Genomic DNA, 19,613 nt, shown 5'->3' with positions numbered 1-19,613 from the left:
AACAAACCATTAAACTAATTAAATATGAAAAAAATACTACACATTACCACGGCATTAATGCTGTTTTTAGGCATAGCCCATGCACAAAACAAAACCTGGGCCGAGGCCGGAACTTTTGACCAAAAGGGGACGGTTTGGAGCTACAACCTTGGAAAAGGAACAGGTAATGCTGGCGATCAATTTACCAGCGGCGAAACCCTTAAAACCTCTGTTTCCTCTACCGCAACTCCTGGATTTTTAGCATATCCGCCATCAGGTTTTGCCGCAGTAACTACTGGCGCTAATGCAGGTGGTACCATTAAAATAGCAGGTAAAGATGTGGCCGCAAAGGTGGTTTTAGTAGCTTCAAGCAATGCCAGTGCAAATAAATTTGCGGTATATGATATTGCCAAGGCAAGCCCTGTATCAAGCCTGTTCTTTAACGTTTCGTTCAAAGGCGACAATGATCCAACAAATGGTGCGGTAGTTTTTGGTATAGGCCATGCTAGGGGAAATAATATTTTTAAGAATACCGCGTCACTTACTGGCGCAGATGCTACTGGTGTATTTGCGGGACTACGGTGGGAGTTTAGCACCAATAAGGCGGTTTTCTTTTCTTACAGAATTTTAAGCAACGGCTCGTATGGCTATAAATTGATTAATGCCAATAGCTTTACCAAAAACGGTGAGCATCAAGTAGAGCTATACATCAATAATGCCGCAACAGCGCAAAAATATACCAAGCAGGGCAAAGCTTATGAACTTGCGCCGGCAACTTTTAATATTTGGGTAGATGGTAATTTGATCAGTACCGAAAACGGAACAGGTATTCCGGCAAGTGGAGAATTGGCACCTGAAGCCCCATTAAATAGCTTTATGTTTCAGGGCTACCACAGCAAAGGTTCTGTGCCTAATGCACTTACCCTCAGTTTAAGCAACATTCAAATGAACGCTACCAAATAAAGCCGCATCATGAAAAGGAAATGTTTATTCATCGCATCGTTATTACTGGGCCAACTTGTTAACGCAGATGCGCAGGGTGTTTGGCAGGGAGAGGGTAATACGCCATTTAATTATGATTTTGGTAGTGGCACGGGGAACAACGGCAGTACCTACAATGCAACAGGTACGTCAAAATCATCAGTATCTACCAGTGCCGTACCCGGATTTTTAGCTTATCCGGCAAGTGGTTACGCAAGGGTATATACCGGCGCAAGTTCTTCGGGCGGTTTTACCATTAATAGTTTGCCCGCATCAGTTACCTTAACGGCAAGCAATTCTACTTCTGCACCAAACAAATTATCTTTATATAATATCCAGGGGCTAAGTGCGGTTACCAGTACCTTTTTTAAAATGTCATTTGATAATACTACGGCAAGTACCGGTGCAATTACCTATGCTTTTGGGAACAGTGCTAGCGCAACCGAAGGAAACAACATCTTTAACAATACAGCCATTTTACAAGGAGGAACTGTGCCCGGCATTTTCAATTATTTGAGATGGGATTTAACCAGCACCACCATCACCTTCTCTTATCGTGGTACTGATGGTGCGCCAATTACCATCAACTCTGCTACTTTTAGTAAAAATGGCGGCAATTACGACCTGGAGATATATGCCAACAACCACAGCAGTGCGCACCAATATGTGAGAGGTAGCAACACTTACACGCTGCCATCGGGAACCTTTAATATTTGGGTAAACGGCGCACGAATTATGGGAGCTTCATCATTGGTTAATTTTCCGCGCACTGGCGAGATGGCTATTGGAACTGAGTTTAATAGCATCATGTTACAAGGCGTTAGAAGTACAGCTGGGATTTTAGCGACTACCAGATTTGGCAATTTCGATATCAGGTTTATTCCTACCAGTACGCTGCCAGTAAGCTTTGTGGATTTTGTAGCAATTAAGCGGTCAAATAGCGCTTTTCTTAAATGGCAAACGTCTTCGGAAAAAAATAATGACTATTTCGAAGTGTGGAGAAAAACACAAAGTTCAAATGGTTTTGAAGCCATTGCCAAAGTGCCAGGCAAAGCAGTGGCCGGTGTGCAGAACGACTACACCTATACGGATTTTAACCCAGCGGCTGGCAACAACTATTACCAAATTAAACAGGTAGATCAGGATGGGAAAACCACAACTTTTGACAAGGTAGCCTGGCTTAATTTTGAATTAGGCAGTGATATCCAATTCTCTAAAACAGGCAATGCCATCCATATTTCGGCTTTGGCCAATTCCGTTGGAAATGGAGATATATGCATTACCGATCTTTCGGGAAAGAAGGTACTGAACCAAAAAATACACTATCAAAAACAAGTCAACAACTACAGTTACAACCTTGGCAATATTCCGGCAGGATTATATGTGGCCCGCATTGTAGTAGGAAATCAAAGTAAAAGTTTCAAGTTTATTAAATAACATTCAGGTGAAAAAAGGACACATTCTCAGTATAATTTTCGTACTCTTCGCAAGTTTGGTGTTAGCACAGGCAAACCCTAAAAACAATGACTTTTTGGTAAAGGGCTTTCACTTAGATCTTAGGATACAAGTGATGAAAATGCCTGCATTAAAACAGTTTGCCAAAAAGCTGAGCGAAAATGGTGTCAATACCTTGGTGATGGAATGGGAGGCCACCTATCCGTTTAAGAATCATCCGATGATTGCCAACAGGTTTGCCTATACCAGGGAAGAGGTGGTGGATTTTATCGGCTACTGCAAATCCATCCATATTGACGTAATTCCGCTGCAGCAAAGTTTTGGCCACGTGGAGTATATCCTGCGCAACTATCGGTACAAAAACCAAAGAGAAGACCAAAAAGACTATTCGCAGGTTGATCCGCTACAAGAAGATTTAAACAAGGCGCTATTTAAGGATCTGTACACCGATTTGATTTCTACCCACAGCTCTAAATATATCCATATTGGTGGTGATGAAACCTATTTGCTCGGACATTCCGAAAAATCAAAGAAGAAAGCACAAGAACTGGGCAAGGGCCGTTTGTATGGCGATTATATCAAATTGCTTTGCGATTTGGTGGTAAGCTTGGGCAAAACACCCGTGCTATGGGCTGATATTGCCATTAAATATCCAGATGCATTAAAGTATTTACCGAAACAAACCATCTTTATCGATTGGAATTACGGCTGGGACATTAACATGTTTGGCGATCACAGCAAGCTGTTGCAGAGCGGTTTTGAGATATGGGGATCACCCGCTATCAGAAGCCATCCGGATAACTATTTCTTAACCCAATGGGAAAAGCACTTTAAGAACATCAAAGATTTTATCCCAACGGCCCGTAACTTCGGCTACAAAGGTATTGTCATGACCTCGTGGTCTACTTCGGGATTGTATTCTCCTGTGTTTGAAACCACCAGGGATATTGTAGACCTATATGCCATTAGAAGGGTGTATCCCATTACAGGCTTTAACATGCTTATTGATGCTTATTTTGAAGCCCTAAAAGCGAAAGAACCATTAAACATTGAGCAATTTGCCAAAAACTACAGCCTTAAAAATTACGGGTTTAACGAAACACAAAGTAAAATCTTTTGGGATGCACTCACCAAAGCTCCTTATGAGGTTAACCAAGGTGTGGTGAGCAATAAAAACGTAAACATCCTTCAGCTACTGGATAGTGCTAAGCTGGCGGTAAATCAACTTTATGAGCTTAAGCCCTTAAAAAACAAAGAAGAATTTGAACATTATCGCCTAATGGCCGATATCAGAGTGCAGTACCTCACTTACATGGCTCTCGAAATAGAAGTGAACAGTGTAGATTTTAGGGAAAGCAGGATACCGGATATCCTCAAACAATTGCAGCAGATAGATACCGCAAAACTGGACAAAAGGTTTATCGCACTCCATAAACATGTTTTATACGATGCAGAACTTGATCAGGAAAACCAATTGAGGAATGCCAAAATCAAGCTCTTGATCCAACGATTATCCAGAAGTAAAACCAATGATTAAGATGAAGTTTCTATATACCATATTGTTCAGCTTGTTTGGAACTATAGCATTTGCACAAATCCAAAAAGTGCAGGATTTAGATTTGGCCATTACTTGGCAACCACTCGAAAATAACTACCTGAAAGACGAACAGGGGCTATCTGTATTGGTAATCAAGAATGTGGGCAAAACCACCTTGCCAAAAGAAGGATGGAAATTGTACTTCAATTTTATTAGGGTGATTAGCCCAAAAACCACCAGCCAAGCGTTTGATGTGGCTCATCTCAATGGCGATTTATCCTGTTTTACACCCGGTAAGAATTTTAAAGGACTTAAACCAGGAGAAAGTTTAAAATATGAAATGCTCGCTAACGCTTGGATGGTAAACACTTCAGATTCGCCTCAAGGTTTTTATCTGGTTTGGGACAGCACCAATGAAATTGTACCATTTAAGCCAGTAGGCTTTATAGCGCCTCCTGATCAAAAAAAGTTTTATAGGGTAGGTGGCGACAAGGAAACCACGCCCGAAATGATTTTTCAGGCCAACCAGAGCATTGCCGAGGTAAGCGAAAACAAATTGGCGAAGGTATTTCCTACACCAATAAGCTATCAGGAAAATGCAAAGTCGCTGGCTTTAAGTGCAAAGCTGACCATTGGTTATGAAGCCGGTTTTGAAAATGAAGCCAATTTATTGGCCACTGATCTTGCTAAGCTGTTTGGCAAAAAAATTGGCACCAGTAAACTCTCCAATGCAAAGCCTACGATTAGTTTGTTGAAAGATGGTTCGGCACATGAAGCCTATAGCCTAAGCGTAAATGAAAATGGAATAGTTATTAAAGCAGGTAGCAATGCCGGTATTTTTTACGGCATCCAATCTTTAAAAACTTTGATTGATCCCGCCGCATTTGCAAGTAACAAAAATAAGACCATTGTTTTAACTGGCGTAGAAGTAACGGACAGTCCGCGTTTTGGGTACCGTGGCTTTATGCTTGATGTAGCTAGGAATTTCCAGCCAAAAGCACAGATATTGAAGCTGTTGGACGTTTTTGCGTTGTACAAGATCAATACCCTGCATTTTCACCTGAACGATGATGAAGGCTGGCGGTTAGAAATACCAGCATTACCAGAACTTACCCTTGTGGGTGCCAAGCGTGCACATTTGGATGCCAAGGGAAGTCATTTGCAACCCGCGTACGGATCTGGACCTTATGCAGATCAACTGCCTGGAAGTGGTTATTATAGTAAAGAAGATTTTAAGGAGATTTTACGTTACGCTACAGCCAGGCATATCCGTGTTATTCCCGAAATAGAAACTCCGGGGCACGCCAGAGCTGCTATTAAGGCCATGGATAAACGTTATCAAGATTTATTGAAAAAAGGAAATAAAACTGCTGCAGAACAGTATTTGCTCCACCATCCCGAAGATCAGTCGGTTTATCGCTCTGTGCAAAAATGGAACGACAACGTGATGGACGTAGCCATGCCATCGGTGTACCGCTTTTTAGAAACAGTGACCGATGAAATCATCACCATGTACCGCGAAGCCAATGCTCCTTTAGAAACGATTCACTTCGGTGGTGATGAGGTACCTAAGGGCGTTTGGGAAAAATCTCCTGCATTTAATGCACTAAAACAACAAGATAAAAGCATACAAACTACCACAGACCTTTGGGACTACTATTTTGGTAAAGTGAATACCATGCTTAAAAAGAAGGGGCTTTATTTATCAGGTTGGGAAGAGGTAGGCTTAAAAAAAGCCGTGGAAAATGGTAAATCTAAGTGGTTGGTAAACGATCAATTCAGTAATCAGAACGTGCATGTAAACGTATGGAATAACTTGCTGGGCAACGAAGATTTAGCCTACCGCTTGGCCAATGGCAACTATAAAGTCATCATTTCCTTTGTAAGCACTTTTTATTTTGATATGGCCTACTTTAAGAAATTTCAGGAACCTGGTTTTTATTGGGGAGGTTTTACGGAACTCGACAAACCTTTCAGTTTCATTCCCTATAATTATTTGAAAAATCAGCAGAAAAATTACTTAGGTAGGCAACTTAGTGAAAAGGTGCTAAATGAAGCAGAAAAACTTACTGCTACAGGCAAAAGCAATATTGTTGGTTTACAGGGCCAGCTATGGTCTGAAACCATCAAAAATAAAGATCACTTGGAATATTTACTGTTGCCCAGATTATTGGCTTTGGCCGAAAGAGCTTGGGCAAAAAGTCCGGATTGGGCCGAGGAAACCAACGAAAGCCTCGCCAAACAACAGTATGAGCAATCACTTTCTAGCTTTTACCACAATTTAGGAAAAAGAGAGCTTAAACGACTGGACCACTATGCCGGTGGTTTCAATTACCGTATTCCTACACCAGGTTTGAAAGTTGAAAATGGCAAAGTAGCTGCAAACGTCCAGTTACCTGGATTTAGCATTAGGTACACCGTGGATGGTTCCGTACCAACCATGAAAAGCCCCCGATATACGCAGCCGGTAAATATGGCCGGCCAATTAATTTTTAGAACTTTTAACCACGCAGGCAGAGGTAGCGAATTGTCCAAAACCGATAAAATAAATAACGATGGAACCAAATAGAGCAGTGCAGGTGAGTAGTTTGTCCAAAAGGGACAGTGTGGTATCCATATCAATTATAGGGCTGCTGTTCTTCATTTTCGGTTTTGTTACCTGGATCAATGCTATTCTTATTCCGTTCTTTAAAATAGCGTGCGAGCTTAACCACTTCCAATCTTACCTGGTGGCCTTTGCCTTTTACATTGCTTATTTGGTGATGTCGTTGCCTGCGGGCTATTTATTAAAAAAAGTAGGGTTTAAAAAAGGAATGATGTTTGGTTTTTGGGCGATGTGTATAGGTGCATTACTTTTTGTACCTGCCGGATTAACAAGAACTTATGGGATTTTTCTGACGGGATTGTTTACATTGGGCATAGGTTTGGCCATTTTACAAACTGCGGCCAATCCGTACATCACCATTTTGGGCGCCAAGGAACGAGCTGCCCAACGTTTCAGCATTATGGGCATTTGCAACAAACTGGCAGGCATTATTGCGCCGTTGCTGTTTTCGGCAGTAGTTTTGCACCCAACCGATAGTACCCTGTTTAAAAAAATTGCATTGCTGCAGGGCCTGGAAAAAGCCCAAGCCTTGGATGCGCTTATTCAAAGGGTAGTGCTTCCGTACGGTGTGGTAGCCGCACTACTGTTGGTTTTGGGGCTTTTTGTAAGGTTTTCTCCTTTGCCAGAAATAGATACTGATCATGAATCGGCAGAGGTTTTGAGCACCAATGCGGGCAAAAGCAGCGTTCTCGATTTTCCTTATTTGGTATTGGGGGCTTTTGCGATCTTCTTTCACGTGGGTTCGCAGGTAATTGCGGTAGATAGTATCGTAAATTATGCCACCCACCACGGCATGGATTTTATGGAAGCCAAAACCTTTCCATCTTATACACTTACGGCCACCATTGTTGGCTATTTATTAGGGATTACCTTTATCCCCAAAGTATTATCGCAGCTAAAAGCTTTAAAGATTTGTACTGTGCTAGGCTTAGTGCTAAGTTGCTGCATTCTGTTGTTCTCCAAACAAACTGTTTTGTTTGGTCACCAAACAGATATTTCCGTATGGTTTATTGTGTTGTTGGGTTTTGCCAATTCTATGATATGGGCTGGCGTTTGGCCCTTGGCGCTAGATAACCTCGGCAGATTTATCAAAACGGGAGCCTCGCTGCTGATCATGGGACTTTGCGGTAATGCCATTATGCCGCTTTTATACGGTTATTGGGCAGATCAACATGGATTAAGAGAGGCTTATTGGGTACTGATACCGTGTTACGTTTACCTTATTTTTTACGCTTTCTATGGCCACAAAATAAAAAGCTGGACCACAAAATAAACTATCATGAAAAATTATACCAAAATATTCAATGCTCAAATTATTACTCCCTTTGGTTTATTAAAGGAAGGGACATTAATTATTGCTGATGGAAAGATCGCAGAGATTAGCGCCCACAATATTGCTGTGGAAGGTGCATTGGAGATCAATGCCAACGGTAATTATGTTTCACCTGGCTTTATTGATATGCACGTTCATGGTGGTGGTGGCCACGATTTTATGGACAATACCTTGGATGCTTTTTTAGCTATTGCCAACACACATGCCAAATATGGTACTACGGCCTTAATGCCTACTACATTGAGTTGTGAAAAGGAAGACTTGCTGGCAACCTTGGATATTTACGAGCAAGCTCTAGCGGTAAGCCACCTAGGAGCTGATTTCGTAGGGATACATATTGAAGGCCCTTATTTTGCGATGTCGCAAAAGGGTGCCCAAGATCCCCGCTACATCAGAAATCCAGATCCAGCGGAGTACCAAGAAGTGTTGGCGGCATCCAAACATATCAAGCGTTGGAGTGCAGCACCCGAACTACCTGGCACTATTGCCTTTGGCAAATTTTTGCAACAACATCACGTGCTTGCTGCTATTGCTCATACCGATGCCATTTATGAAGAGGTAGTAGAGGCCTATAAGGTAGGTTTTACCCATGCCACACATTTTTACTCCTGTATGTCGGGTGTTTCCAGGCGTAATGCTTTCCGCTATGCGGGAGCTATTGAAAGCGCCTATTTGTTGGATGGCATGACCGTGGAGATTATTGTAGATGGGGTACATTTACCAGCTCCTTTATTGAAGTTGATCTACAAAATTAAAGGCGCAGAAAATACCGCCCTCATTACCGATGCCATGAGGGGGGCAGGCATGCCTGAAGGAAAAAGCATATTGGGTAGTTTAAAAGACGGTTTAGCAGTAATTATTGAAGACGGTGTAGCCAAATTGCCAGACCGTACCGCATTTGCAGGCAGTGTTGCCACTACAGATCGTTTGGTGAGAAATATGATTAAACTGGCCGAAGTGCCTTTGCTGGATGCCGTTAAAATGGCCAGTGCAACACCGGCAAAAATCCTGAATATCCAAGAAACCAAAGGCGAATTGGTGAAGGACAAAGATGCGGATATTGTCATTTTTGACGATGATATCAACATTAAAACCACCATAGTGAAAGGAAACGTGGTTTATACAAAAGATGAAATCAAAATTTAAAGCCGATACACAGCGGAAATGAGCGTGAGAAGATTAGAGATCCCTTTTTTAGAAACAGAAGATACCCAAAAGGTAGAAAAACTCAATCAATTGATGGACCATTTGAGGGCTATACCTATTGATTGTAACCCCTGGCCCGCTTATCAGGCCAATGTACAGGCCAAATTTACCATGGCCCACAATGGACAGGCCATCTTGTTAAAATACATCATTACCGAAAAATACCTTGCCGCAAATGAAGTTACCAATGGCAATATCCATAACGATAGTTGTGTAGAGCTCTTTATCGCTTTTGACGATTGGGGCTATTATAACTTGGAATTTAATTGCTTAGGTTTTACCAAAATAGGTTACGGTGCTGATCGTAATAACAGGAAACTGCTGCCTATTGAAGTGATCAGGCAGCTCAGTTTTTCTTCCAGAATAAATGCCAACAGTACGCTAAACGGTAACGATGGATTTGATTGGGAAATTATGCTGGTGATCCCTAAAGAGATATTTATGGTACATCAATTGGATTCCTTCCATCACCTTAAAGCCAAAGGCAATTTCTATAAGTGTGGCGATGGCCTACCGCAACCACATTTTTTAACCTGGAACATGATTGAAGCGGAACAGCCCGACTTTCATCGGAAAGACTTTTTTGGAGAATTAGCCTTCAGTTAGTTGATAGACGGCATTAAAGCATTAACATAAATACCACTATGACCACAGATTACGAAAATAAACTTGATACCAGAATATACCGTACCCGAGAAGAAATGGGAGCAGCAGCAGCCGAAAAATTTGCGAAGGAAGTGAACAAGCTGCTGGGCACAAAAGCAGAAATAAATGTAATATTTGCCGCAGCACCTTCGCAAAACGAATTTTTACAGTCTCTAAAATACGAGAACCTTGATTGGCAACGGATCAATGCCTTTCATATGGACGAATATATTGGCTTAGCTGCCGATGCCCCACAAGGTTTTGGGAATTTCTTGAAAGAACGTTTGTTTAGCCAGTTCAATTTCAAGTCGGTGAATTACCTGAATGGCAATGCCGATGATATAGAGTCTGAATGTACTCGATATGCTTCTTTATTGGCCAAGTATCCTGTGGATGTGGTATGCATGGGAATTGGCGAAAACGGACATTTGGCTTTTAACGACCCTCCAGTAGCTGATTTTGAAGATCCTAAAATAGTAAAAGTGGTTGTTTTAGATGAGGTTTGTAGGCAGCAGCAAGTAAATGACGGCTGTTTTGCTGCTTTAAATGAAGTGCCCAAACAAGCGCTCACCTTAACCATTCCAGCTTTGTTGAGTGCTGGTTATATTAATTGTGTAGTGCCTGGACCAACAAAAGCTCAGGCGGTAGCTCATACGTTGAACAGTGAAATCAGTACCGAAAACCCAGCTACGATATTAAGAACACATCCTAAGGCAGTGTTGTTTTTGGATCAAGACAGTAGTAGACTGCTACGATCAGATAAGTAGTTAAACCTCGTAGGTTTCTAAAACCTACGAGGTTTTTTGAATAGAAAAAGTGCAAAGCCCCAGAATCCACTGGGGCCATTGCAACTAACCTAAACGAACGATCTTTATTTACTGTTGCTGGTACTTCCCATAATAATACAGGCCACTTAGTCTGAAAACAGTGAGCTTTTTATTGGAAACAAAGCCCAGCTCTACAGTGCTACCATTTACATATTTAAATCCACTACCTCCAATAAGGGTATAATTATTGGTTGTTTTGTCGATGGTGGCAACATCAGTTCCAGAACCATAGGCGTTAGCCCCAAAACTGTAGCTTAGGCCAGTTCTATTGCTTACTTCGCCCATTTTATACTCATCACCTTTAAAGGTTTTTCCAACCAGTTCATTGGTTTCTTTTACGGGAAGTAATTCGCCTGTTGCTTCATATTCGGTCGTTAGCGCTTTGTAGTATGCGCTAGTTACTTTTTTGTCTTTATCTAGGGTAAACTTGGCGATACGGGCGTTGCCGCCTGTTACTTCAAAAACCAATTCCGTATCGGTGAGGGTATAGGTTCCCGCTAGGTTGTTTGCTGAGGAGTTGATGAAGGTAGCTTTGTTATCTTTTAAAAGTTGGATAAAGAATACACTGGTGTACTTGCTTCCTGTTTTTGGGCTAAGTGTTCCGGCAATGTAATGTTCGGTAATCACAAACGGTTTTTCAGGTGTGGCTTCGTCGTGATGGTGGTCTTTCTTACATCCGCTGCTCATGAAGGTAACCGATAGGATAATGAATAATGCTTTAATTGGTTTCATAATGCGTTATTGTATTTTGATGCTTAAACCTTTGATGGTTTGCCAACCTGATTGGTCGGTTAACCTAATTAAGAAGTGATAATCGCCTGGATCTACATTGGCGGGCACTTCAATTTCCTGTGCAATTTGGTAGTTCTTTTGTCCGCTGGGGATGGGGAAGTCCTTAATGTATAATAACGGATTAACTGGGGTCTTTTTAGTATCCATGTTACAGCCTAATACTTCGGTACTGTGGCTGTGTTGGTCGAAATTATGGTGGATATCCACACTTACAGAGCCTAAAGCGATATTATCTGATAAATCAGCTCTAAAGATAAATTTTTCACCTCTTTTAAGGATGCTACATTGCTTGGGAAAAGCATTCGCCGCTTCTATGGAAATGGTAGGATAAATGGTATCGACCTCTTCTTTGCCTTTTTTACAGCCGCTTGCGATACCCAAAAGGAGGATGATGGCGAGGCTGGTGATTTTTAATTTGTTCATTTTTTATTAGTGGTTAGTAGTTAGTAGTTAGTAGTTAGTAGTTGGAATAAGGAGCAAAGAGTAAGGAACAAAGACCAGGTGTTTCTTACTAGTTCATTAGTAAATTAAGGTGTAAAATGGGTTATTCGTTTAATTATGTCATTCGCATTGTCTCTTATCCCCCTCTCTGAGGGGGCAAGGGGGAGGAAAGTATTCATCAGTTTTAATCCTCCCTCTTAATCTCCCTCCAAGGGAAGAGATTGTTCAGTGCTATTTATTCCTATCATCAAATTATCCCATCATCCCACTAGCTTATTAGCTAATCACCAACTAAGTCCTTGCTCCTTGTTCCTAATTCCTAACTAAAAACTGCCTTATTTCTTATCAAAATGATCTTCTACTTCAATGGATTTACCCGCTTGATCAATCACCTTTACATGAATATGGTAGTGCCCGTTTGGTGCGCCAGTGATGTGTACGTGTTTGTGGAACTTGTAAGTGGTTTGTCCAACCATAGCGGCATCGGTAAATTCAAACTCTTTGTTATAAGTACCACCATGTACTTCAACCACTACTTTAGCAATTTTTCCAGGCGCATTTACGGTAGCATCAAGGTGTATTTCATCGTTGCCTTCATATTCCACTTCAAGGTTAGTTACTGAGGGTAGAGTAGGGTCAACCACTACTTTTAAATCTGATTCTACTTTAGTGATTTTACCCATTTGGTCGGTTACGGTAAGCACTACTTTGTAATTACCCACTGCGGCAGTGGCTGGCACGTCAATATGTTTGTGGAATTCTGCATTCTTTAACCCCTTGAAACCATCGGTATAGGTAGTGCTTAGTTTCCAACCTGTGCCACTTACTGGGTTAATTTCTAGTTTTACCTCAGCAATGTTTCCCAGTGCTTCAATGGCTGCTTCCACGTGTAAGTCGTTGCCCGGGTACGCGGTTTTGTTATTATTGCTGCCAATCTCAAGTGCCGTAATTTTAGGCGCTTGTGTAATCACCTCATCGTCGTCTTTTTTACAAGCGTTTAACACCGTAACAAAAAGTAAGGCTAAGAGTAGAAATTTGTTTGTTTTCATTTGATTAAAATTTGATATTAAATGGTTAATGGATATGATTTATTATTCGTAATTAATGGTGATGGGAATTGATTTATGCGTACTGACATTATAGGTAGAGTTGTGGTAAAGGATCACCAAATTATACTGACCCGAAGCCCATGCTTTTTCGCCAGAAATGGCATTGCCAATACCGTCATTTTGCGCTCCAATAAAAATGGAGTCGCCGCCCCAAACACCATTTACATTTTTTAGCGTGGTGATACTTGATGCGGGTCCAAGGCCTTTATGTTCTATCTTGGAAATGATGATCCCTTTTTCTGGGTCCAATTGACCAACCGTTTCAGGGAAATAGTTCAGCTTTCTGTTGATGAGTACGGTATATAGGATCCCATCTCCCTGAATTTGCTTGATTTGCGTACGAGCGGTAAACTCATCATTCTTTTTAAACACCAAAGGATTTTCTACATAGGTATTCATGTAGTAGATCATGGTGCCATTTCTGGAGAAGATATCTCGGTCTACGATAGGATCTACAGGCATATTTGCCGCATCGATGATCACGAAATCTTCCTTTAGTTCAAGCTTGCTACCATTTTCATCATTTACAATAAAAAAGAAGTCGTAGGTGCCTTCTGGCGCTTCGGCTGGAATGGTAAAGTGTTTATGCACATTGGTGTTTTTTACGCCCTTAAACTCATCCCAGGTGATTTCTAATTTCCAGTTAGCGGTATAGGTTTGGCTCGTTTTCTGTAAAATCTTGACCATTACAGAGGTGATTTTACTGCCTGCCAATACATCTGCATTCAGGTGGAAATCTCGCCCCCGTATTGCCCGTTTATTATTGGCATAGCCAATTTCAACGTTTTGAACGCTAGGCTTTGCTGGTTCAGGTTCGGCTTTGTCTTTTTTACATGCGGTAAAGGTGCCTGCTAAGACCAAAAAGGCTACCAGCATATGTTTTGTTTTCATGCTAATGTTTGTTAGTGATTTATTTAATTGATTTTAAAAGGCATTTTGATAGATAAGATGAGGTTACGACTAGCCTCGGGTAGTTCGATTAAACGATAGAAACTGGTATGATTGAGGTATTTGGCATTGAGCAGGTTTTGTGCCTGTACACTCAGTTCAAATACTTGTTTGCTCAAGTTTAAGGTGGTGCCCATTTGCACATTCACCACTTGATAGCCAGGCGTTTTCTTCTCCGGCGGTACAATATTGTTTTGTGAAGCAGTAAGGCGGTAATCTACCGATAGGTAGTTATTACGCAGTTTATCCGATAGTTTTGGCGACCAAGTAAGGTTAATCAGTGCGGAAGGAGCAGGAGAGAAGGGCAAAGTAAAACCCTTTTTATCGCCTGATAGTTGCTCGCTGTACAAGTATTCGCCCAAAAGCTCGGTACTAAAACTAGGCAGCCACTGGTAGTTAAGTTTAAGCTCGGCGCCATAGCGCATTACACGGCTTTGGGTGTACTCAAATACCTGGTTGCCTGCACCATAATAATAATCGTGGTAAGGGGTTGGATTTAAGTAGATATAGTTAGGGAAATAGTTGTAAAACGGACTAAAGCTTACTCCCCATTTCTTTTCGGTATAAGTAATGCCCAAATCAGCTTGATAAGCTACCTCGGCATTTAAATTGGCATTTCCCTTTTCGTAACTGAAATAATGGTAGTTTACACCATTTGCTGCCAGCTCTTTGGCAATTGGCATCCTGAAACTTTTGCCAATATTTACCTTAAAACCCAATTTACCGGGGTTATAGTTCATGCCTGCCGACCATACAAAGCTGTTGAAATCTCTACTGAAACTAGCGGCACGGGTTAAACGCTCAATGGTAGTCGTATTCCCTTCTTTTTGTTCAGAAGTAAACCAATCATCATATCTTTCAAATTGGATATGGCCATAATCGTAACGCAAGGCGCCATGCAAAATGAGCTGATGGTTCAGCACATACTTATCATACACAAATAAGCCAGTATTGAACTGTTGGAAACCTGGGATTAAAAAGCTCCAGCCATTAATGCTATTGTCCTGATAATCGGTATTTAAACCAATTTGTAGTTGATGCTGATTTAGCATGAAACTATGTCTTAAATTACCCGAGTAGATGAACTTGTCGTATTCCCGTTCTAAATGCTGAGGAATGTTCATCTCGATAGGATAAACGGGAGGCATATAACCGTGATTAACGTAGTGGTTAAACTCCTGTCTGAAATTTCGCTGAAAGCCCAGTTCTACCTCTGTTTTACTGCTTAGGTGGCTAATTTCGGTACGGCTAATGAGCTTAAAGTGATTAACGCGTTGATAGGGCGAAAGCAAATCCCGGTTGGAACGGTCATGCAAAGCCTGATCAACCCTGCGAGGTTCTAAACCATGCGCATTGGCAAAAAAGCCGCTTTTAGCATAACTGTTGCTGGCATGCAGGGAAGTTTTAAAATGTTGCCCCACATATCCAGTGTTAAAATGTAATCCGGTTTCTCTGCCAGCAGTATTGCGTAATCTATTTTTATGCAGGCCAACGGCAAAGTCGTACACATAAACGGTATCGGTAGGTACGCGGTAATCGGCATAGCTTTGGTAAGTGACCCTGCTGTCGAAAAACCATTTCTTGTTGCTACCAAAAAGGTTGATAGAAGTACCGTAATGATCGTTGTTAGACTTGCCAATCAGGTTAATGCTCCCCCCAAAACCTTGGCCCATCGGAATGTTAATGGGCTTGAGGTTAATGGCACCTCCAATGGCATCAGCGCCGTATAAAAAGGAGGAAGGCCCTTTGATGACTTCAATTTCGCCAGCGGCAAATTGATCAATTTCCAAGCCATGGTCGGCACCCCATTGCTGTCCTTCGTGCTTAATGCCCTTGTCTACCACCACCACCCGGTTAAAGCCCAAGCCACGGATAAGCGGTTTAGACTGGCCTGAACCAATACCAATATTGCTGATCCCCGGTAGGCGATCTAAAGTTTGCATTAAACTGCCACCCAAGTGTTGTTGCACAAAGCGCTGGTCTACCACCTCTATGCTTCTGGCTTCACTGCTTTTTTTGATGTTTTGAGCATTGCTGTTGATCACTACCGTTTTAAGTGAAGTGACTTCTGGCTTAAGCTTTACATGGATATGCTTGTTGGCTGCAGTAAGCTGTATACGCTTTTCATAATCGGCATAGCCCGTAGCTTGCACGGTTAGTACATAATTTCCCAAAGGGATGTCTTTGAGTACAACGGTCCCAGTAGCATCGGTAAGTACTGTAACTTGGTTTAAAGATACCTTAGCACCTTTAACGGCGGTTTGTTGTGCAGTACTTACATATACCGACACTTCGGTAGTTTGCGCCAAAACATTGCTCGCTAAAAAGCAGCTAAAAAATAATGCATACCATTTTTTCATCAGAAATAATTGGTTTCAGCATTTGGCGATATAACCGGCTAGCGCTAAATAATGACATTTAACACATAGCGATGCAAGTCATCACCAAAAGCAAGAAATAGCTTGGAGAAAGCGCCCTAGGGCATTTTCAGTTAAAAAATAAACGGATTACAGACAGGGCATACCCAGGGTATGTTGCCTTAAAAGAAAATTAAGCTAAAAGGCTGGGAGGGCCTTTGTTGGAAAAGTTCTGTAGGGTGAACTTATAAATTCGGGTATATACAAAACTGTTAAGCGTTGCACATACTTGTGTAGGTATATCCAATACTGGTGGATAGCTCATGAGAATTTGTTTGCCTTTTATTTCGGCAGTGTACTCACAAATGAGACACTTCTCACTAGCATCGGTAAATGATTTCTCTGTATTGTTTTTGCTGAAAAAACTGCTGGCGTGGTGTGTGTGCAAGGTTTGCACCAGCGGAATGGCCAAGAACAATATCGTTAACAAAAATGCCGCAAATTGATTTGCTGCCTTTTTACGATATGTTGTTCTCCTTTGCATTATTGATACAAAGTTGCAATTAATTATTTGCTAAATGAAATAGAAATTCAATTTTTAAACAAATAGTGCGTAAAATAAAATAGCCATAATGATGCAAGCAGCACCGCTACAGCTATTTATGTGCAATAAATTAACAGAACTATTTTGCTGTTTCCTTTTCTGTTTTCTTGGCAGCACGTGGTTTGCTTACTTTGGCTGGCGTTGCAGTTTCGGTAGTTTCTACTGGTTTCTCGGTAGCTACTTTTTCAGCAGGCTTAATGTTTTTATTGATTTCTTTGGCAAATGCCGATGCTGATTTCTCGATCAGTTTCTTTAGCTTCTTTGAAGGTTCAGCGAATTTGCTGGCTAAGGTGGTGAGCTCGGTAATTAGCGTGGCTTTAATTACTTTTTCTGCTTTTTTACGATCGGCTTTAACTTGGGCTTTTTGTTTGTCTTTCTTCATGGAATGGGCTTTTTGCAAAGCTAGGGCATTGTGACGTTAAGTGTATATTATCATTTTGTTAATGTTAACTGTTTGGCTTAACATAGAATTGATACTGAGGAGCAAGGAGCAAGGAACAAGGAGCAAGGAGTAAGGAGTAAGGAGTAAGGAACAAGGAGCAAGGAACAAAGAACAAAGAGCAAGGACTGGGTGTTTAGTTAGCTTGTGGTGCTAATGGTACGTCATGTTCAACTCGATTGGGCATCTTAAAGCAATAAAAAATTTTATAACGCTATAAGATCCCCGCGTATGTGAGGATGACGGGATAGGAATGGATTGAGCTACAATTAACCAGTTAAACAATTAACCGAATAATCCATTTTACATAGATCCTTCGCTCAAAATAGGAGAAGAATAACAAAGTAGTTGAGATAACGATGTAGGAACGTAATTAGCTCATTAACCAATTATCCTATTAGCTAATTAATTAGCCACTAACTCCTAATTCCTAACCCTTAGTCCCTAAATATGATACAAATCACTTTTTAATGTGACCTGTGACCGGCTAAAAGGTGAGCAGTGTCAATAATTTTGACGGAAAAGCACCATTTTATTTTATGCCCCATCAGTTTCATATTCCCGTTTTAGGCTTAGGTTTTTCTATTGATACTCCGTTAAAAGTAGCCCGCTATGGTATTTCATCTGTGGTTTCTATAGTTGATGATGAACTTACCGAGCGCATGCGCAAATACCATTCACAGTTGGCACAAATTCCTTACCGGCCTATTGATAAAAAGGTTGAGGATAGTAGGGCACAACGCATTACTGCTTATTTGAACTTACTTAACCAATTGGTTAACGAACAGTTTGAGGCACTTAAGCAGCAGGATTTTGTGCCTGGAAGCGATATATGCCGCTACTTTGAACTGCTGCCCGAGGGTTCGGTGACCAAGCACGGTTATGAACTCATGATGGACTATCCCGAAGGACCAAGAAAGAAAATCTTCCAAGACCGTTTACGTCAGCGCATGAGAAAGGGCAATATCGATGTGAACATTATGGCCAAGGTAGATAAGCTGAACTTTGATAAAGATGGTACCTACTTGGGCGATGAAAATACCGACGCCTTAGCGGCACTTAAGGCCTTTGCCGAAAGTGAACTAAAAGCTTCTGTAGTGCTTTCTGCAGGAATGAACCCCCGGTTGTACAGTTATATTGAGCAATTTGAGTGTTTTAAACCCAGTGAAGCGGGGGATTTGGACAAGCGTATTATCCTAAAGGTTAGCGACTATCGCTCGGCATTGATCCAAGCAAAGTTTTTGGCAAAGAAAGGATTATGGGTATCAGAATTTAGGATCGAATCAGGTTTAAACTGTGGTGGACATGCCTTTGCTACGGATGGCTTTTTGCTGGGGCCTATTTTAGAAGAGTTTAAACAAAGTCGTGCTTTAATGTTGCTGGAATTGGAAACGCTGTACCTTAAGGCCTTGCAGCAAAAGAATATCAGCATTGCTCAAATGCCCAAACAGCGCATTACCGTGCAGGGCGGCATTGGCACAGCACAGGAGAACGAATTTCTGCTCAAGTATTATCGCCTAGATGCTACAGGCTGGGGCAGTCCGTTTTTACTGGTGCCGGAGGTCACCAATGTAGATGAACAAACCTTGCAGCAGTTGGCCCAGGCAGAGCAGCAGGATTACTATTTAAGCAATTCATCGCCGTTGGGGGTACTGTTTAACAATTTCAAATATAGCAGCGCCGAGCAACAACGTTTGGATCGTATTGCGGCTGGAAAACCTGGAAGTCCGTGTACCAAGAAATATTTGTGTACCAATACCGAGTTTACCAAGGAACCCATTTGCACGGCCTCCAGTAAGTACCAAAAGCTGAAATTAAAGGAGTTGGCTGCGCAACAGCTGGATGAAGCAGCTCACCAAAAGGCCTACGAGCGCATTACCGAAAAAGTGTGCTTGTGCGAAGGTTTGTGTACTTCTACCTATATCAAAACCAATATGCTAAAGGCAAAGGAAAGCAAAGCGGTAGCGATTTGCCCTGGACCTAACTTGGCGTTTTTTAATCAGGTTTACTCGTTGGATGAAATGGTAAAACACATTTATGGCGGCATTAACCTGTTGGAAAAAGTACAACGACCGCATGTATTTGTAAACGAGCTGAACCTGTACATTGATTACCTGCAAGCGGAGATTCAACGCTATTGGGAGGATATTAGCGAGAAGAAGAAGAAACACTTGGATGGCTTTAAGGATCAGTTACATAAGGGGATCAACTACTATAAAGGTTTATTTGCCGAACTGGCTAATGTGAAGGTGTTAAATGAGCTTCGTTTATCAGAGGAACGGTTGGAGAAGGTGGTTTTTAATTAGGAGCAAGGAGTAAAGAGCAAGGAATAAGGAACAAGGAGTAAAGACTTAG

Annotated in this window: 16 protein-coding genes; 9 read left to right on the top strand and 7 right to left on the bottom strand. The window is 41.5% G+C overall.

Annotated features, from left to right (window positions below):
* Nucleotides 1-24: 24 nt before the first annotated feature.
* Genes DUT71_RS05390 through DUT71_RS05355 form a run of 8 tightly spaced genes read left to right on the top strand, consistent with a single transcriptional unit; the run spans nt 25 to nt 10,508 of the window.
* Nucleotides 25-942, top strand: a complete 918-nt coding sequence (locus tag DUT71_RS05390; RefSeq protein ID WP_113661488.1) for a hypothetical protein — start codon at nt 25-27, stop codon at nt 940-942.
* A 9-nt stretch (nt 943-951) separates the two neighbouring features.
* On the top strand, nt 952-2,397 hold the full coding sequence (locus DUT71_RS05385) for a T9SS type A sorting domain-containing protein (protein ID WP_113661487.1): 1,446 nt from the start codon (nt 952-954) through the stop codon (nt 2,395-2,397).
* A gap of 7 nt (nt 2,398-2,404) precedes the next feature.
* Nucleotides 2,405-3,952 carry a family 20 glycosylhydrolase gene (locus tag DUT71_RS05380; protein ID WP_240186865.1) on the top strand — a complete coding sequence of 516 codons (1,548 nt, stop codon included), beginning with the start codon at nt 2,405-2,407 and terminating at the stop codon, nt 3,950-3,952.
* A gap of 1 nt (nt 3,953) precedes the next feature.
* A complete protein-coding gene (locus tag DUT71_RS05375) occupies nt 3,954-6,521 on the top strand; it encodes a family 20 glycosylhydrolase (RefSeq protein ID WP_162795948.1) in 2,568 nt (855 codons plus the stop codon).
* Entirely contained in the window at nt 6,508-7,830 is a 1,323-nt protein-coding gene (locus DUT71_RS05370; protein WP_113661485.1) for a sugar MFS transporter, read from the top strand. The genes DUT71_RS05375 and DUT71_RS05370 overlap by 14 nt, the downstream gene beginning before the upstream one ends.
* Nucleotides 7,831-7,836: 6 nt before the next feature.
* Complete coding sequence (nagA, locus tag DUT71_RS05365) at nt 7,837-9,036, top strand: N-acetylglucosamine-6-phosphate deacetylase (protein ID WP_113661484.1); 1,200 nt, start codon at nt 7,837-7,839, stop codon at nt 9,034-9,036.
* Nucleotides 9,037-9,054: 18 nt separating this feature from the next.
* Nucleotides 9,055-9,702, top strand: coding sequence for a carbohydrate-binding family 9-like protein (locus DUT71_RS05360; protein WP_113661483.1), 648 nt, complete (start codon nt 9,055-9,057; stop codon nt 9,700-9,702).
* 38 nt (nt 9,703-9,740) lie between these two features.
* On the top strand, nt 9,741-10,508 hold the full coding sequence (locus tag DUT71_RS05355) for a glucosamine-6-phosphate deaminase (RefSeq protein ID WP_113661482.1): 768 nt from the start codon (nt 9,741-9,743) through the stop codon (nt 10,506-10,508).
* Between the two features lie 108 nt (nt 10,509-10,616).
* Here DUT71_RS05355 and DUT71_RS05350 read toward each other — a convergent pair whose 3' ends face one another.
* The 7 genes from DUT71_RS05350 to DUT71_RS05320 form a co-directional block, all read right to left on the bottom strand.
* A complete protein-coding gene (locus DUT71_RS05350) occupies nt 10,617-11,300 on the bottom strand; it encodes a hypothetical protein (protein ID WP_113661481.1) in 684 nt (227 codons plus the stop codon).
* Between the two features lie 6 nt (nt 11,301-11,306).
* A complete protein-coding gene (locus DUT71_RS05345) occupies nt 11,307-11,783 on the bottom strand; it encodes a DUF4625 domain-containing protein (RefSeq protein ID WP_113661480.1) in 477 nt (158 codons plus the stop codon).
* A gap of 353 nt (nt 11,784-12,136) precedes the next feature.
* On the bottom strand, nt 12,137-12,850 hold the full coding sequence (locus tag DUT71_RS05340; RefSeq protein WP_113661479.1) for a DUF4625 domain-containing protein: 714 nt from the start codon (nt 12,848-12,850) through the stop codon (nt 12,137-12,139).
* 42 nt (nt 12,851-12,892) lie between these two features.
* Nucleotides 12,893-13,801 (bottom strand): DUF4625 domain-containing protein, encoded by a 909-nt coding sequence (locus DUT71_RS05335; RefSeq protein WP_113661478.1) that lies wholly within the window; start codon nt 13,799-13,801, stop codon nt 12,893-12,895.
* A gap of 23 nt (nt 13,802-13,824) precedes the next feature.
* Nucleotides 13,825-16,218 (bottom strand): TonB-dependent receptor, encoded by a 2,394-nt coding sequence (locus DUT71_RS05330; protein WP_113661477.1) that lies wholly within the window; start codon nt 16,216-16,218, stop codon nt 13,825-13,827.
* Between the two features lie 190 nt (nt 16,219-16,408).
* Nucleotides 16,409-16,759, bottom strand: coding sequence for a hypothetical protein (locus DUT71_RS05325; RefSeq protein WP_113661476.1), 351 nt, complete (start codon nt 16,757-16,759; stop codon nt 16,409-16,411).
* A 139-nt stretch (nt 16,760-16,898) separates the two neighbouring features.
* Nucleotides 16,899-17,201 (bottom strand): hypothetical protein, encoded by a 303-nt coding sequence (locus DUT71_RS05320; RefSeq protein WP_113661475.1) that lies wholly within the window; start codon nt 17,199-17,201, stop codon nt 16,899-16,901.
* A 551-nt stretch (nt 17,202-17,752) separates the two neighbouring features.
* Between DUT71_RS05320 and DUT71_RS05315 the strand changes: the two genes are divergently transcribed.
* Entirely contained in the window at nt 17,753-19,564 is a 1,812-nt protein-coding gene (locus DUT71_RS05315) for a hypothetical protein (RefSeq protein WP_317048849.1), read from the top strand.
* The last annotated feature ends 49 nt before the right edge of the window (nt 19,565-19,613 follow it).

It is taken from the genome of Pedobacter nanyangensis (assembly GCF_003313505.1).
GTDB lineage: Bacteria > Bacteroidota > Bacteroidia > Sphingobacteriales > Sphingobacteriaceae > Pedobacter > Pedobacter nanyangensis.
This window is presented reverse-complemented; position numbering and strand designations above follow the sequence as displayed.